General features: G+C 55.8%; 14 protein-coding genes. 1 reads left to right on the forward strand and 13 read right to left on the reverse strand.

Going from position 1 to position 17203, the window contains the following annotated elements:
* Window positions 1-13: 13 nt before the first annotated feature.
* The 3 genes from VGM48_RS22395 to VGM48_RS22405 all read right to left on the reverse strand — a co-directional run bounded on the left by VGM48_RS22395 (window position 14) and on the right by VGM48_RS22405 (window position 2539).
* On the reverse strand, window positions 14-790 hold the full coding sequence (locus VGM48_RS22395; protein WP_331582693.1) for a WecB/TagA/CpsF family glycosyltransferase: 777 nt from the start codon (window positions 788-790) through the stop codon (window positions 14-16).
* Between the two features lie 80 nt (window positions 791-870).
* Complete coding sequence (gene gmd / locus VGM48_RS22400) at window positions 871-1974, reverse strand: GDP-mannose 4,6-dehydratase (protein WP_331582695.1); 1104 nt, start codon at window positions 1972-1974, stop codon at window positions 871-873.
* Window positions 1975-2011: 37 nt separating this feature from the next.
* Entirely contained in the window at window positions 2012-2539 is a 528-nt protein-coding gene (locus VGM48_RS22405; RefSeq protein ID WP_331582696.1) for a UpxY family transcription antiterminator, read from the reverse strand.
* A gap of 584 nt (window positions 2540-3123) precedes the next feature.
* On the opposite strand from VGM48_RS22405, the gene VGM48_RS22410 reads away from it, so the two are divergent.
* The gene (locus VGM48_RS22410; protein ID WP_331582698.1) at window positions 3124-5124 is read left to right on the forward strand and encodes a gliding motility-associated C-terminal domain-containing protein; all 2001 of its coding nucleotides are present in this window, start codon (window positions 3124-3126) and stop codon (window positions 5122-5124) included.
* A 64-nt stretch (window positions 5125-5188) separates the two neighbouring features.
* Here VGM48_RS22410 and VGM48_RS22415 read toward each other — a convergent pair whose 3' ends face one another.
* From VGM48_RS22415 to VGM48_RS22460, 10 genes are all read right to left on the reverse strand, one after another.
* The gene (locus tag VGM48_RS22415; RefSeq protein ID WP_331582700.1) at window positions 5189-6643 is read right to left on the reverse strand and encodes a glycosyl hydrolase family 79 C-terminal domain-containing protein; all 1455 of its coding nucleotides are present in this window, start codon (window positions 6641-6643) and stop codon (window positions 5189-5191) included.
* A 156-nt stretch (window positions 6644-6799) separates the two neighbouring features.
* On the reverse strand, window positions 6800-7345 hold the full coding sequence (locus tag VGM48_RS22420) for a CatB-related O-acetyltransferase (RefSeq protein ID WP_331582702.1): 546 nt from the start codon (window positions 7343-7345) through the stop codon (window positions 6800-6802).
* Window positions 7342-8577 (reverse strand): hypothetical protein, encoded by a 1236-nt coding sequence (locus tag VGM48_RS22425; RefSeq protein ID WP_331582704.1) that lies wholly within the window; start codon window positions 8575-8577, stop codon window positions 7342-7344. Before VGM48_RS22425 ends, VGM48_RS22420 begins: the two co-directional genes overlap by 4 nt.
* Entirely contained in the window at window positions 8574-9695 is a 1122-nt protein-coding gene (locus VGM48_RS22430) for a glycosyltransferase family 4 protein (protein WP_331582706.1), read from the reverse strand. Before VGM48_RS22430 ends, VGM48_RS22425 begins: the two co-directional genes overlap by 4 nt.
* Window positions 9696-9710: 15 nt before the next feature.
* Entirely contained in the window at window positions 9711-10394 is a 684-nt protein-coding gene (locus tag VGM48_RS22435) for an acyltransferase (protein ID WP_331582708.1), read from the reverse strand.
* Window positions 10395-10399: 5 nt separating this feature from the next.
* Window positions 10400-11368, reverse strand: coding sequence for a hypothetical protein (locus VGM48_RS22440; protein ID WP_331582710.1), 969 nt, complete (start codon window positions 11366-11368; stop codon window positions 10400-10402).
* Window positions 11365-12387, reverse strand: coding sequence for a hypothetical protein (locus VGM48_RS22445; protein WP_331582712.1), 1023 nt, complete (start codon window positions 12385-12387; stop codon window positions 11365-11367). Before VGM48_RS22445 ends, VGM48_RS22440 begins: the two co-directional genes overlap by 4 nt.
* Window positions 12388-12391: 4 nt before the next feature.
* Window positions 12392-13945, reverse strand: coding sequence for a lipopolysaccharide biosynthesis protein (locus VGM48_RS22450; RefSeq protein WP_331582715.1), 1554 nt, complete (start codon window positions 13943-13945; stop codon window positions 12392-12394).
* The gene (locus tag VGM48_RS22455; protein WP_331582717.1) at window positions 13914-16280 is read right to left on the reverse strand and encodes a GumC family protein; all 2367 of its coding nucleotides are present in this window, start codon (window positions 16278-16280) and stop codon (window positions 13914-13916) included. The genes VGM48_RS22450 and VGM48_RS22455 overlap by 32 nt, the downstream gene beginning before the upstream one ends.
* Window positions 16281-16290: 10 nt before the next feature.
* A complete protein-coding gene (locus VGM48_RS22460; protein WP_331582719.1) occupies window positions 16291-17106 on the reverse strand; it encodes a polysaccharide biosynthesis/export family protein in 816 nt (271 codons plus the stop codon).
* Window positions 17107-17203 lie beyond the last annotated feature (97 nt).

Consider the following 17203-nt stretch of genomic DNA (forward strand, 5'->3'; position numbering starts at 1 on the left):
GATGATGAGTAGATCAGTTCATTTCATGGTTCTCGAATTTTTTGGTGAAGGTCCGGTGCACCAGCTCACGGCTGAGGAGGTACAGAAAGACCGAATTGGTAACGAAATAGCGTTTGAAGAGCCGGCGCGGTTCCTGGAGAAACCGGAACAGCCACTCCAGTCCGGCGTCCTGCATCCATTTGGGCGCCCGCTTCTGCATCCCGATCAGCACAGGCAGCGCTCCACCGATGCCGATCATGACGGCATTGATCCTGCCTGCCATGGAAGCCATCCATTGTTCCTGCTTGGGACAACCAAGAACGACGAAGAGCAGCTTGGCGCCCGAGCTGTTGATCCTTTCGACGGTCCGGTCCTCTTCTTCCGGCGTAAGCTCGCGGAAAGGCGGACTGTACAGCCCTTTGATGCAGATGTCCGGATATTTGCGATCGAGGTAGTGCCGCGTGCGCGACAGGAGATCGTCGGTGCCGCCATAGATATAGACCGGCGTCTGGCTTTTTTCCGACTGCTTCAGCAGGGCGGGAAGGATATCCATCCCGGCCACCCGGTCCTGTTTGATGCCATGCAGCAGCCGGAGGGCCCAGGTCAGCGGTTTGCCGTCCGGGGTAACGAGTCCGGCATGGCGGACCTTCTCATTGAAAGATTTGTTCCAGAACGCCTCGACCACCATATGCACGTTCGCGACGTAGATGTACTGGCTACTGCCGTTGGACGCAGACTGCATAATGTATTCGATATAGTCCTGGTACTTCCCAACACTGATTGGGAAGTTGAAGATCTGCATTGTTTTCATGTAAACACCGATTTATGAATGTTAAGGAATAGACATCAACCGGTTTGAGGAAGGGGAGAGAGCGGGAGGGGAGAGGGGGATCAGAAAGGTTCCATCAGACCATACGTGGATTCCGGGACGCGGTTCCTGAGGCGGGTCAGATCGCTTTCCACCATTTCTTTTACAAGCATGGGGAGGGTATAGCGGGGCTGCCAGTCCAGCAGACGTTGCGCCTTGGAGGGGTCGCCGATCAGCAGATCGACCTCGGTGGGCCGGAAATAGGCTTCATCCACCGCCACCACCTTCGTACCCGGGGCGATCGAATATTCCCCGGAACTGCAGGCCGTAACGATGGCCGTCTCTCCGACGCCGCTGCCGACAAATTCCACGGTGATGCCCGCTTCGGCAAAAGCCATGCGGATAAAATCGCGGACGGACGTGGTGACACCCGTGGCGATCACAAAATCCTGCGGCACGTCCTGCTGCAGGATCCGCCACATCGCCTCGACATAGTCCTTCGCGTGACCCCAGTCGCGCCGCGCGTCGAGGTTGCCGATGTAAAGGCAATCCTGCAGACCGAGCGCGATGGCGGCAACGGCACGGGTGATCTTGCGGGTGACAAAGGTCTCGCCGCGTTGCGGACTTTCATGATTGAAGAGGATGCCGTTGCAGGCATAGAGGCCATAGGCCTCGCGGTAATTCACGGTGATCCAGTAGGCATAGAGCTTCGCCACCGCGTATGGGCTTCGCGGATAGAACGGTGTAGTCTCCCGCTGCGGGATCTCCTGGACCAGTCCATACAGTTCGGAAGTGGACGCCTGGTAGATGCGGGTCTTATCCTGCAGGTTCAGGATGCGGATAGCCTCCAGCAGGCGAAGCGTGCCGATCCCGTCGGCATTGGCAGTGTATTCGGGAGTGTCGAAACTCACTTTTACATGACTCATGGCGGCGAGATTGTAGATCTCGTCCGGCCGGGTCTCCTGGATGATGCGGATCAGGTTGGTGCTGTCCGTCATATCGCCATAGTAGAGCCGAAAACGGACGTGCTTCTCATGAGGGTCCTGGTAGAGATGATCGATCCGGTCGGTATTGATCAGACTGGACCTTCTTTTTACCCCATAGACCATATAGCCTTTGTCGAGAAGCAATTCTGCCAGATACGAGCCGTCCTGTCCGGTGATACCGGTTATCAATGCGGTTTTCATTTATTCTGTTTTGGTTTTATTCGGTTTTGTGATTTGGTTATCGGAGTGTCTGATAGGTGATGGCGCCCGAAGTAGTGACGATCTCGATATTTTGCTTTTCGACTTCCGCCACCATGATATAGCCCAGGGAAGGAAGGGCGATCTTGACAGTCCGGGTGTTTACGGCGATGACATCGCCTTCCTGCGTGATCAGGGGGCCCTTTACGACCCGGACGCGATCGTTGAGGTTGACCATCGTCTTTTCAAGCTGAACATTCGGGTACTGACCGGTAAATCTCTTTATCGCATCCACTTCCTCCTGCCGGATGACGGCCGGCTTGCGGAGCCAGTAGACGAGGTTTACGACGCCTGCCGTCCGCATCAGATCAGGGTGCCGGTTTTCTTCCGTCTGCACGAAAACATAAGAGGAGAACAGTGGTTCCAAAATCCATTTCTTGCGGTCATGCCATTGATGAAGTACTTTGTTTAAAGGGCAATAACTTTCAAATCCGTTTCTGGCTAAATTCTCTGCGACTTTTTTTTCCCACCTTGGTTTGGTGTAAAGGGCATACCAATTCATGATCATAGATGTATTTTTTGGGACAAAATAGATTTCAGGGAAAAGGCTTCGCCTACCTCAGTAACAGGGTGACCTTTTTTACTGAGTGATAAAGCGATCGATCGAATATTGAATTAACAAATAACAGGGTGGCGCATGCACAAATGAATGTGCATGCCGCAATCGGCTACAGGTGCGATAGAAAGGATGATAGGGGGCATGGCAAGCAAGCAGTCGTGTCCGGCGGGGTAGATCTATGGTTCGAGGTGGGGAAGTAGCACGGGTCTTTCAATGGATTGACGAATAGTGCCTTCGAATTACATGCCAAGCATTGCCAATTCTTACGCCGCAATATAGTAGCATTTATAATCGACTGCTAATTAGACCAATACCTATGTAAATGTGGATATGTTTTCCAGACGGGCCATGCCACGGTCCATGTGTACCGTTTTACTTCTTCTTCGAGCCGACCCCGCTGTAAACGGGGAATTTTTTTTGGCATTAAGTTTGGTGCCCTCCCACTTCATCTCGCTGAGATCGTCATGTCCGTCGGCTCCCGATCGCCCTCCTTCCGTATGCATCCCGCATAATATCCCGATAACATTTTTGCAATGGCTTTAGCAATAAGGACAGCAAGCGTATTTTTTTTGTTATTCTATTTTTCTTTCCATGGATCGGGGCAGATTTCCCTGACACTGCAGGTGACGAATTCGGTCTGCGGTTATGGGAATGGGGTCGTCTTTGCGAAGGTAAGTGGGGGAACCGCGCCCTATAGTTTCTCGGACAATGGAGGACCGGCCCAGCCGAGTCCTTTGTTTTCCGGGTTGACGGCCGGGACCCACCAGATCACCGTCGTCGATAAGACCGGAGCAACCGTAAGCGCAACCGCGACGCTGACCAACACCTTTCCGCCTCCCGTCATCACCGTGCGATCAAAGACGGCCCCAACGGATTGCAATGCCGCCGACGGCCGCCTCACCCTCGGCGCAAGTGCCGGCACTTCTCCGTATACCTTCGGCGCAAATGGCGCCGGCCCCCAGTCCTCACCCGTCTTCACCGGGCTGAGCCCAGGGTATTATACCGTGTCCGTCACGGACAACAACGGCTGCAAGCAGAGTCTCAACGTCGTTCTTCGCGCACCCTGCCGATCTGCGGGCGCGACACTCAATTATTCCCAGTCGGTTTGCGGGGCCACCGGCTTCGTCACGGCCACCCCGGCCGCCGGAGCCTCACTTCCCTATGCCTATTCATTGGAGGGAACGGCTTACCCCGCCACCCCCTACCAATCTTCGGGGACCTTTTCGAATCTTCCCGCGGGCGCCTACCATCTTACGATCCGGGACCGGCTCAGCCGCACCGCGATCTATGCTTTCGATATCCAGCAGTATTGCGGATTGCCCGCCACCGTAAATACCCAGCCGGAACATTGCCACCACAAGGACGGCACCATCGAGGTGAACGTATCCGGTGGCAACCCACCGATCTTTTATTCCACGGATGGAAAGAACTACCAGCAAAGCGACGTTCTCACCGGCCAGCGGGCGGGTAAGCATACCGTTTATGTGATCGATGCCTATCTCAACGCCGACACGCTGACCACCACCATCGCCTCCGACATTCCGCTTACCGTCGACGCCGGCAATCCGCTGCAGGTCTGCGCCGGTACGTCCGTCCGGTTGAAGGGGTCTTCGTCAGCCGCGGATGCGCAGTTCCACTGGTCGCCGGCTTCCGGACTGAGCGACACCAGCAGCCCGACGCCAACAGCCAGTCCGGCCGACAGCACCACCTATTATCTCTCGGCAACGGCGGACAACTGCACCGTCAGCGACTCGGTGAAGGTGGCTGTCGATCCCTTACCCGTCGCGGACGCGGGCAGCGATACCCGCGTATGCTATGACCAGACCGATACCCTGCATGGAAAAGGCGGCGCCACCTACCACTGGTCACCATCCACCTATCTCAGCAATGCATCCAGCAGCCAGCCGGCAGTCATCCACCCCGAACAGTCGGTCACATACCAACTAACGGTGACGGACAGCAACGGCTGCTCCTCAGCAGACCCCGCGGCCGTCACCGTCAACGTCGTCCCGCAGGCCGTCGTTGACGCGGGCGAGGATACTTCCATTCTGGCGGGACAGTCCGTCACGCTTCATGCACAGGACGTGAACAACAGCGGATTCACCACCTGGTCCTGGTCGCCCGACGCCGGTCTCGACAACCCGGCCAGCCAGGACCCCATCGTCAACACCGACCAGGAGGAGACCTATACCGTCACCGCCGCCACGGAATCGGGCTGCAGCGCAAAGGACGCCATCAAGGTCATCGTCTTCTCGAAGGCCGATTTCTTCGTGCCCAATGCCTTTACCCCCAATGGGGACGGGCATAATGACGTGCTGCATGTGCGGCCCGTGGGGATGCGCGGGCTGGATTATTTTGCGGTGTACAACCGCTTCGGGCAACAGGTCTACCAGAGCCGCGACGCCGCGCAAGGCTGGGACGGGCGAGCCAACGGCCAGCAACAGCCTGCCGGAACCTATGTGTGGACGGTAAAAGGGACCGACCTCAACGGCAGCCCCGTGCAACGCAACGGCACGGTGTTACTCATCCGTTAGTCCGGCGTCATCAAAACCGTTAATCCGGCGTCATCAAAACCGTTAGTCCGGCGTCATCAACCCGCTATTTCAGCTTCACAAGGATCGCGCTTGCCCTGGGCACAGTCACGGTCCACTGACCATTCACCGGGGCGAGGGTCTCCTTCGACGCGGCAGCCCACCTGCCCGACCGGTCGACACTCGAGCCGCCAAGGGTGATCGAATCCCTGCTAAAGATAGAGGGAGCGGAAAGCCGGGAAAGCGTTGCCCCGGAAAACCGGCCCTTCAACGCGAGATGAACGACGACATCGTTGTCCACATCCTTGTTGATCAGCGTCACCGCGACCGAATGACCATCACTAAGTGTGGCATAGGCCTTTATCGCGGGATTATCGGGCGTCTCACTTACCGGCAGCAGACTGCCCTGGCCCGCTAGATGGAAGAACAACATCGCATAATAAAGGGGCTGGGGGAGGGGAGCGGAATTCTTCTTGATCCGGATCGGTGTAAAGTTGCGGCTCCCGCCATGAAAATTGACACCCATCGCATGGTTGGCAGCAACAGTGAACATATAGTCGAGGCCCCATAAAGCCGCCGCGAACCGGTCGGCAACGCCAGGCCCCTCGTCCCCGAAGCTGTTGCATTCGCCGATGCGGTAACGCACGTTCCGCTGACGGCACATCGAATCGACGGCCCGCGAAAAGTCGGCGGCCCGCCGGGCATATTTGTCATCCAGCAGCTGATAGACGCTCTCCGGGGTTTTCGAGTCGCCCACCGGGTATTCATGCACCGTGATAAAATTCACCTTATCGGCATCCTGCCGGATAAAATCCTTGATGAACAGCTCGGGATGCAGCGAAGCAGGCCCACAGACCGGCGCATCGGGAAGCTCCTTTTTCAGCAGTTCGAAATAAGGCATCGCCACCTTCCGGTACTCGTCATAATTGCTTTTATACAGTCCGTCGGGCTCGTTGCCGATCTCAAAGGCACGGATAACATCCTTGCCTTTTGCCCACGCATATTGCAGTTCAGCAAGCGCCGCCGCCGGCGACGAGTGATAGGCGTTGACCCCAAGGATAACCTTCCATTTTGTCGTCCGCATGAACGCGAACAGCGAATCCAGATCGGAAGACGCCACCGTATCGGTCTGGTAATTGTTATTGCCCTTCGTCATGGCAAGCGTGCGGGTCCGGCTGGTCCACGGCACGAAGTTTCCGTAATACCCGTTCAATCTCAAAGTACCCTCGCCCAGGTTATTGATCAGGTTCCGGAGCCTGGCCTGACGCCAGCGGAAATAGACAGTATCGGTCAATGCAGTGATCTCGTAGCTCAACCCGAGGAAATCCGCGGGGATCACCGCGCCCGGCCGCGTGTCATCGACGGTTACGCTCACCGCAGCAGAAGCCGCCGCAGCCGAAGCCGCCGCAGCAGAAGCCGCCTTTTTCCCGGCAGAGCCCCACGTGTCAGGCAAGCGTACCGCAGCGGACAAAATACCGAGCAGGGCAATGAAGCCGGCGAGTTTCGTTACGATCCGATACATATCCCAAAGTTTTAAAGGTGTAAACGAACGGCGATACAAAAACCCCGCCAAACGCCGGGTCACCGGCATGCTTAACAACCGCGTTACATTTCACGTCGCGGCAAGTGCCCTCCCGCAACGCGGCAAGCGCAATCCCGCAACGCGGCAAGCGCCCTTTCACCTCGCAGCCAGCTTCTGTTGATGCAGCATCAGATCCTCCTTCGAATCGAACCGGTCCTTTATCTTCCTCGCCGGGTTTCCCGCATAGATGCTATAGGCTTCGACATCCTTCGTGACGACGGAACCGGCGGCGATGATCGCCCCATTATGGATCTTTACTCCCTGCAACACGGTCGACCCATAGCCGATCCACACATCATCCCCGATATAGGTGACCAGGTCCTTCCCCTTCCAGTCATAATCCTTGTCCCGGATACACGAAGCCTGGCGCACCGGCGTTCCGATCTCGGTGAACCGGTGATCATACCGGCCGACAACACCCACCTTATTGCCGAAGATGACATAGTCGCCGACAAGACAGTCCGTTTCGATCATCGAATCCCTGCCGATATAACAGTATTTCCCGATGACCAGGGTCTTTCTCGCCCAGAGCCGCACGCGCAGCCCGGCGTGAAACCCCTCCCCGATATCATACCTCCGCCAGCGGATCCTGACGAGGTACTGGTTGCGCAACCATTTCAAAAGTCTTGCAATAAATTTCATACCTGTTTATTAAATCGAAAAAATGCCCGCACCTCTGCATTGCCCATGGACCGGAAATTGCTGTTGGCAACCAGACCCATGATCAACCAAAGAAAGAACGTATTCAGATCGAAATTGGTAAACTCCTCCACGAAAAAAAGCAGCCAGCGCACCGCAAGCACGAGGCCCAGCATCTTGCAAAGGAAATTGTTGGACCGGTAGATCGCATACCAGGAACAGGAGAAGAGCACGCCGAGATAGATCAGCACCCCGATCGTCCCCGAATAAAGGGCGAGGTTCAGGACACCCACCTCGGAGCCATAGCGGCGCCCGGTATCATCCGCCGTCTCGAAGTATTCCGTGGTGTAAGTGCCGGTTGCGCCCTCCCCGGCCATGACACTGCCGTTCGTATAAAGAGTGCTCAGCACCTCTTCATAGAGAAAGGTGCGCGTATCGCCGGTGAGATTCACCTCCCCGAGATCGCCCTTTTGCGCCTTCACCGTATAGCTGCCGCTTTTCTCCGCCTGGGCGAAGATGTTGTAACTCCCGGTGATCCCCAGATAAAACAGGACGATAGGCGCGAGGAATAACACCGCGTGAACGGGTTTTACCAGCCACCGAAGATAATTTCTGAAAAAATACAGCAAGAGCACCAGCATCGACAGGCCGATCTTGATGATATTCGTCCGAAAGTCGATCACCACCAGGATCGATGCGCAGGCCACAAGCACGATCAGTTTCTTCCATCGCCCCTTCAACCAGGGAATGAACAGAATGAAGAAGCTGATGGGGATCATCAGGCGCGAATACAGTTCCCGGTTGGCGACCAGCGCCAGCGGGATGGTGACGAACCCGAAAAGAAAAAGATATTTCAGCACGTATTTGAAGACCAGCTGGGCAAAGGGCAGATGCTTCCCCACAAAAAAGGACAGCGGGATAAGAAAGAAGAGAAGCGAATTCAGCAACAGGAACTTCCAGTCCCAGTAACCGGCGGCGGAGAAGACGCCGCGGGCAATGGTGATGATGTTCCAGCCAAGAAAGGTGACGAACAGGATATACACCGGTTTGGGGATGTTGTTCCGCCAGGAGCTCTTGGCAGCTATAAAGATCAGGATCAACAGCGCCAGATACCTCACCACCAGGGACAGAAAAGTGAAATAATCCTCGTTATGCCCCGAATTGGCTACGTTCAACAAGCCGTCGGACAAGATGATAAAGAAAAGCAGGAACAATATCAGCAGGGAATATTTCAAATGGGATTGGCTTTATAAAGTTGGATGATTTGATTGACACAGTTTTCCCTGCCATGCTCCGACCGCACGTAGGCAAGGGCGCCGGCGCCTTTCTCCGCGCAGAGGCCGGGGTCCTTTACAAACCGGCGGATGCTCTCCGCGAGCTCCCGATAACCGGGCTTTATCAAAAGACCGGTGTCCTCGTTCCTTATCAGGTCACGCATACCCGGGTTGTCATACAGGATATTCGGCAACCGGCAGGCCATCGCTTCCAGGGCGGCGATGGGCGCTCCTTCGGTGGAAGAGGACATCACATGCAGATCGGCGGCGATCAGATGCTCGCGGACATCGTTGCGGTTGCCCTGGAAGGCGACCCGCGCATCGATGCCGAGGTCCGCGGCGAGTTGCTTTTCGGCGGACTCGAGATGTCCGCTGCCCAGATGAACAAGGACAAGTGGCGGAACCTCTTTCACCTCAGCGACGGCCTTGATGATATCTGCGTGGTTCTTGATCTCGGTGCACCTGCCCACGGCAATGACGACAAAGGCATCCCCGGCGACGCCGATCTGCCGGCGGGCGGCCAGCTTCTCCGCTGGCCCGGTGGCGGGAAAGAACCTCTCCGGATCAAACCAGTTGTTGATCCATACCGTCGGGTTCTTAAAATAATCCCGTTCGTTATCATGTACGCTCCGGCTGATGGACTGGAAGGTAAGCCCAAACCATTTGCGGGCGGTGAGCCGGCTCAGGTAGTGAAGCAGCCAGGTCGTCTTCTTCGCCTTGAAAACATTGTGGAGGGTCATCACGGATCGCCGGCGGGTGAGCCGGCCGAAGCCCGAAAAATACCAGAAGACATTGCTGCGATGGATGTGGATGACATCGATGCGGTTTTCCCTGATGAAGGTACAGATATCCCGCCCGTACTGCCAGATATAGAACGGATTAAGGCTTCGCCGGCGGAAAGGTTTGTGCGCCACTCGGATGCCGGCCTCGCGGAAGCGGTGGACGAAATTCCCCTCGTTGGCGCCGGTACTGAGTGCAAACAGCTCGACCCCCTTTTGCTGAAAAAGGCCCGCGGCGTTGGCATACATGATCTCCGCGCCGGAAAAGTTGATCTCATTGAATATGTGCAGCACTCTCATCCAACCAGGTTGTGTTCAATAATGTAGTTTCCAATAGCCGTAGTCGTCTTTTACCGTTCGGTTCGGGTTTCCGACGCTGATCGCTTTTGCCGGCACGTCGTTGACTACGAGGCTGCCCATCCCGACAATACTGCCGTCGCCGATGGTCACGCCTTTGAGAATGATCACCCGGCTTCCCACCCATACCTTGTCGCCGATGCGGATCGGTTCCGCGGGATTGATGAGCCGGTCGGCGTTATCATAGATGGGATGGGAGTCCCCCGCCCAGATCTCGATATGATCGGCGAAGAGACAGTCCTTCCCGATGGTCAGCGAATTGGCTTCACCGGCATTCACGATCCGCACTCCGCCGAAGGTGGTGCCGCCGCCGATATGGATCAGACAGCCGTTCCCGCGGAGGTGGATGGTCGCACTTCGCAGGTTGACGCCGGGTTCGAGGATCAGCCGGTTGTTCGAACCGGTGATCGTGATCGCCGCCCGGCTGAGGGCGGACGATTCGATGCGGACCGTATTGGCAGCGCCCCGCACCTCGATCCTGCTCCGCTGGAATTCACTACCGGAAACCTCCAGCGTATTTCCGGGTTCGCAGTGGACCCCGGTGAGGAAATAGGTGTTCGATCGCAGCGGGACCCGCGACCGGCCAACCGCCAGACGCAACTTGTTGATCGCCTGCAACAATATTTGTATGCCTTTTTTCATCCGGTTTACCAGTAACAGGCTCCCTCCACGACCTGGGCGTTTTTGGGCTTCTCCGCGCTGCCGGGGCGGACCCAATAATCGTTGTACAGGTTCTCATAGGGGTACACGATATAGTTCTCCCAACGCCTTCCTTTTATTCCGAAGAGCAACTGGGTCACGCCGCCAAGGTGGATGGCCTTCTTGCCGCAGCTTTTTACAAAAGCAGCCAGCGGAAGCCCATAAGCGCCACATCCCAGGATACAGATATCGTAATCCTGCGCAGCGATCTCCCCCTTCATCTGTTCAAGCGCCTCGAACCAGTTGTTGTATTTCGAACGTTCGCCGGCAAGCGTGAGCGCCGCCTTTACCGTGTGCAGTTCGAACTCGGGCAACAGACCGTTGTCGAATAGTTGATCCTTCCGGAGATACTGTTGCCGGATCGTTTCTTCAAACGGGTGCACCACCAGCACTTTCTTCCCCCGCAGGGCCGCCGTCCAGGGCCGCTCCACGAAGAAAGGCTCCAGGTCTTCCAGCATCACCCGCTTTGCGCCGCCAAGCTGCTCGCGGAAGAAGATCTCGTCCTTCAGCCAGGAACCGAGGATATCGACATTTTTCAAATCGGCCAGCATCAGTTCGGAGAACCGGCCAAGCATCTCCTCGGTGACGGGGAAGAACCCGGCCACATCGTGCAGGTGATCCTTCACCGACTGCTCCCACCACCACGGCGGCGTCTGCCCCTTGATAAAGCTCCCGGCATTTTTGTACCTCGCCGGCCGGGTGACGCCCAGGTAGTTGCTCACACACAACGCTTCGTTGGAACCGATGCGGGCGATCATGACCGGATCGGGCGAGAGCAAGGCGTCGGCGATCAGGTCGGACGCATACTGCTTGTTGGGAAACAGTTTCCAGTTACGGCCGAAATTGCCCGTATCGGGATGGAGGACCTTGTGGGCCTTCCGGAGAGACTTCAGGGTAAGCCGGTATATCGGATTCATAGATGATCGATTGTATGGTGATGCAGCCGGTTTTCAAGATGGGCCGCGTCGAAATTGCCTTCGTTATCCGCCAGGATGAAATCCGCCGAGGCCGGGTACTGATGCCAGAAATACCGCGGACAGAGTTTGATCCCCTTCGAGATAAGGGCAGGTTTATAAGAGAACGAGCTTTTGCTGCTGATGAGCACGTCGGCATGCACCAGGTGCAAAAAGGAATCGGGGGCATTCATGTCGAGACATAAGCGCACGTCACCCAGTTGCAGGAATTCGGTGAAGTCCTCGGCCGACCCCTGGGAAAAAAGATAGAGGCCGATCTTCTTCCCGTTGTCGAGAATCGGCAGCGCCTTCTTCAGGACGTTTAGATAGTACCCGTCATCGAGCCAGCGCTCCTGCCATTTTTCGGGACTGGCATCGCGCATGGCGACGATATCGCCGCGCCGGATATGAACAGCGACATTGAGCTCCGCCGGATCATAGATCAGTTTGTCCCGATCCATTTTGCGGGCGGCGGCATCGAAGAACTTGCGCTGCAGCGCCGGGGCCACCTCATATTGCGGGAGCCAGCCCTGATCCATCTCGAGGCTGAAACAGATCTTTTTTCCGGCATAGGAATGGATAATGCGATCGATAAGCTGCCGGTGGGCGGCATCGGCCGCGTCGAATTTCGGCAGGACGATCTTTTTGTACCCCTTCGCCAACAGGTCCCTGGCGGTGGGCTCCTCTTCGCCGAGGCCGAGAAGCTGCTCCCAGGTGGGGCTCGAAAAAGGCCAATGCGCGAAGTTGAGTCCGAAGTACCGGGCAAAATAGAAAGCGGTGTTCCAGTTGGACATCTGGTGACCGATGCCCGCACCGGGGTTGGGTTGCAGGAAAAGATACTGATCGGCTTTATCGTCGGGCCGGTCATTCCCGGGAAAAAGCCGGGCATGCCACCAGCTGGGATAGCTTCTGAACTGAAAGGGAGTGCCGTCGATGCCTTCGACGAACTTCATTTTTAATTTTCGTTTGATCTTGTTCCACATAGACCTAGGTTTGAACGATACGGGCACGCCCATTGCGGCCGATGGCCGCGAGAATGCCTTTTATCTCCTTTTTAAATGCGGGGCTGAACAGCGCCACCAAACCGACGAAAAGGATGCCGTAGCCAAGGCTGCCCGCCGCCAGCAGGGGCCAGCTCAGATCCACACGCAGGTAGAACGAGCCGATGCCGCTGGCGACCAGGAGAAGTAAAATAAGTCTGACCTCTTTCCAGGCGCTTTGTTTCAGCGGCCTGTCAAATAGGGTATGGGTGAGTTTCCGGGGGTAATACAGGACCATGATGATGGAAGGGACCAGGAAGGCAGCGACCGCACCCATCATCCCAAATCCTTTTACCAGCGGTAACAGCGCCGCGATATAACAAAAGCTGCGCAGGATCGTGACGATGGCGTTGTTGCGGAGATCGCCCATCGAAAGCGTGACATTCGACAGGTTATAGCCAACGGTCCACAGGAAGATGGAGCAACAGATGAGCAGGTTGTTGGTCGTCCCGATCCAAAAACGTTCGCCTACCCAACGGCTGACAAAGGAATGGTTGAAGATCAGGAAGCCGCCGATGATCAGCCCCGACATCCAAAAGATAAAATGCCATACCCGGATGACCGTCGCCTTGATCTTTACCTGATCGCCGGACCCGAAAAGATGCGGCAGGGACGGTAACATCGAGATCGTGACGTTATTGGCCAGGCTGCACACCATGCGGATCGGCCGCCGGCAGAGGTCCAGCACCGTGACGGAGGAAGAGCCGAGATACCGCGAGACCAGGATAAGATCGACATTGTTGGCCACCGTCTCGAAAAGGCTGCTGGTAAACGTAAAGGAAAAGATCTTTGAGAACGATAAAAAATACCTCCGGTTGAACTTCAGCCGGATCCGGTTCTGCTTCAGCAGCCGGCCCGCGAAAAACACGGCAAAAAGCAGGGTGAAGAACCCTTTGAACAGCGCAGTGTACGCCAACGCATAGACGCCCGAATGGAGGATCAGCAGGGTGACGTTCAGAAGGATGCCGGCGATAAGCACCGAATAGAGCATGATCCCGTGCAGCCTCGTCTTCTGATAGGCGAGAATGATATTCCGGAAGGTGTCGGCCAGCAACGAGAAGGCCGTTCCCCACATGGCTATCCGGAACGAACTGAGAATCTCCCCGCCATAGCGCGGGTCGATCCGGGCGATATCCAGCAGGAAGAAGGAGAGTCCATAGCCAAAGGCGAGTGCGAGGAAGAAAAGAGAGCCGGAGATGACGATCCCCGAGGTGATGGCAAGGCCAACCTCATCTTTATTGTTCTCCCCGATGCTAAAGGAAACCCGTTGGAGAAGCACACCGGCAACCCCCGGGTCGATGATCGTGATCCAGGTGAGGATATTGCCCGTGGCCAGCCAGGCGCCATAAAGGGAAGTATCGATATAGTGAAGGTATAGCGGGATGATCAGCAGTCCGTTGAACAGCGTGATCAGGAATCCGACGTTGAGGAAGATGAAATTCCACATCGTCGACCGCTTCCTGCTGATATTACCCTTTTCCTTCCTTGATATAGTCGCCATAGGTTGCTCCGTGGTAACCAAACCCGTAATATGCGCGTTTGTTCTTTTTAATATCGTTAATGATCACATAGGGCTTCCGGAACTTCCCATCGTCCATGAGATGGTTGAGGATATCCAGCTGTGATTTATACGTAAAGTTCTGCCGGACGATGTAGAGGCTGATATCCGCATGCTGTTCGATGATCTGCGCATCGGAGACGAGACCCACCGGGGCGCTGTCGATCACAATGAAGTCGAACTCGCTTCTCAGCTGGCCGATCAGTTCGGACAACCGGCCGCTGAGCAAAAGCTCGGCCGGATTGGGCGGAATGGGGCCGGAAGAGACGATCCAGACATTCTCCGAGACCTCGGTCGGCTTGATGATATCGGCGGCGCGGAGGGTATTCGAAATGGCATAGTTGGTAAACCCATAGTCGTGGCTCATGTTAAGACTGTCGGAGAGCTTGGGCTTTCGAAGATCGAGCTCGATCATCACGACCTTCTTGCCCGTGGCGGCGATGATCCCCGCCAGGTTGAGCGTGATAAAGGACTTGCCCTCCCGGCCCTTGCTGGACGTGATCAGGATAACATTGCCCTTTTTCTGGGGGAGGATAAACTGCAGGTTCGTGCGCAGCGCCCTGAATTGCTCCGACAACAACGTCCTCGTCCCTTTGCCGACGACAAACGCCCGGTTCTCGGAGTTGTTGCCGATCTCGCCAATGACGGAGGCCGGGGTATTCTTTACCACATCGTCGCGGCTGATGATCTTATTGCTGAGGGATTTTTTCAGGGAGACAAAACCGAGGGGCAGGAGTATCCCCGCTCCAAGACCCATCATTAAGATATAGAGTTTATTCGGTTTGAAGGGACCGCTTTCGCTTCGCGCGGGATCGATGATCCTGGCGGTGGAAATAGTGGAGGTGCGGGTAATAGCCGTCTCTTCCCGCTTCTGCAACAGGTAGAGATAAAGTTCCTGTTTCAGGTTCTGCTGCCGGGCATAGTCCAGGAAAACCCTTTCCTTTTTAGGAACGCTTTTAACCTGGTTGTATAACACGGCATTTTGTCCCTTCAGGGAATTGAGACTCACCACGATGCTGTTCCGATAGGTGTCGAAGCTCTTCAACAGGCTCTGGTGGGCGGCCTCGATCTCGCCGTCGAGGTTCTTGATCACCGGGTTCGATTCCTTATAGGAAAGCTCCAGCTGACGGCGCTGCATCAGCAGCTGGTCATAGGAGCCGATGGCGGCGGCAAAGACCGGATCGGCCACGGCCATCGAACTCGGGATGATCTGTTTGCTCGCCGGGTCGTTTAGCTTCCTGGAGATATCATCCAGCACCGACAGCTGGATCTCCAGCTCATCCTGCTTCCCCTTCGCCGTCGAGACGTTGCCGATCAGCGCCTTCGACTGCTCGTCGACGGCCGCGATATTATTCTCCTGCTTGAAATCGGTGAATTTCGATTCGACGGCGGAAAGCTCGCTGCTGACGATCTTCAGCCGGTTATCGATAAATGCCAGGGTGCTGTCGGCGATCTGTTGCTTGTTGACGACATTGTACCGGAGATACACATCCATCAGCTTCTCCAGGATCGCCTCCCCCTTGGTGGGATTGGTGTATTCGAAGGTCAGCGACATGGTCGTGCTCTTCTTGTCGGTGAGGTCGACGCTCAGCCGGCGGACCAATTCCTCCATCTTACTCTCCGCCGACTGGATGACCAGCCGGTAGGCGCCGGGCTCCACCGCCGTATCCTTCTGGGTCAGGATCAGGTTGAAACCGCCACAATCCACGGGCTGGCCGAATTTCACGGCCCCATCCACCTTCTTTACCAGCGGGTCCCCGAATTTGAACAGTCCGAAATGATTTTTTATCTGAAAGCCGCCCTTGTTGACTTCGATATCGTACACATGCGGTTTGTCGAAATCGCTCTTACCCGCGATAAGGACATTGAACGGCGCATCGTCGTAGCATTCCGCCATGCCGAACTGATCCTTTTTATAAAGGACGATATTCAACTGCATCTCCCTGACCACATCGTACATCAGTTTTCTCGACCGGATGATGTCCATCTCGTTGTAAGCATTGTTCGGCGTACCCAGCAGATCCGAAAAGTCCATGGCGCCGCTGGTACCCACGGATTTTCCCAACGGGTTGGCGCCCTGGTCTTCCACGGTGATCTGGCTGTTGACGCGGAAAAGGGGCGACGCACTCAGGGTATACAGGAAGGCCAGGCCGAGACAGACCGGTATCGCGATGAGAAAGAGGTACCAATTGATCTGAAATGCCGCAACCACCCGTTTAAGATCAAAACCGTCTTCGTCATCAAAGTCCTTTTTCAAATTGTCTGGCAGAGATTTCATTTGTGCGAATTTAATTGACACGGGTAGCAACGACGATGATCACCGTCAGGATAGAAGCGAGGATGGCATAATTCCTGGCCGTAGCCTGATCGAGGGATGCCGCTTTGCTCTTATCGGGCTCTACATAGATGTAGTCATTCTGTTTCAGGTAGAAATAAGGCGAGGTCATGAAGTCCGTCTTCCGCAGATCGAAGCGGAAAGGCGTCCGGCTGCCGTCGGGGTTTTCCCGGATAAGCAGCACATTGCCGCGTCTTCCAAAAATAGTCAGATCCCCCGCCATCGTGATGGCGTCAAGGATACTCACCCGTTCGTTGGGCATGGTATACGTGCCGGGACGCAACACCTCGCCGGCGATATTGACCTTGAAGTTGGCGAATCGCACGATCACCGACGGCGACTTATAAAAGGAATCCGCATGGGTCTGGATCATATCCCTTGCCCGGGACGTGGTCATGCCCGCAACCTTGATCTTGCCGAGAATGGGAATGGTGATGGTGCCCTCCTTATCCACCAGGTAGCCTACCGGCGAGGTCGAATTACTGTTCACCGGCGGAGCCATCGCCGAGATCGATGGGATAGGCATCGACGTGGTAGGATTGTTCTGCCCGCCGCCGACATTGCCGGCATTGACAAGACCCGAGGCCTGCGGATCGATGGTTTGAATGATCACCGTTAATATATCATCCACCTGGATGTTCGGCTCGATGTATTCGGCCCGCGGGATGTTCTTTAACCGGCCGGAATCGGCGATGTCCTGGAAGTATCGCGTCTTTTTTGTGGTGGCACAGCTGCAAAATAATAGCGACAGCGCAACAATGGATGGCAAGCCATACCTTAGTTTTAACGTTAAGGGACGAAGCATATAAAAATTTGGCATACTTATTTTATATCGTAAAGGGTGCGGAACAGACCCGTTCCGTTTC

Source organism: Puia sp., from assembly GCF_036500295.1.
Lineage (GTDB): Bacteria > Bacteroidota > Bacteroidia > Chitinophagales > Chitinophagaceae > Puia.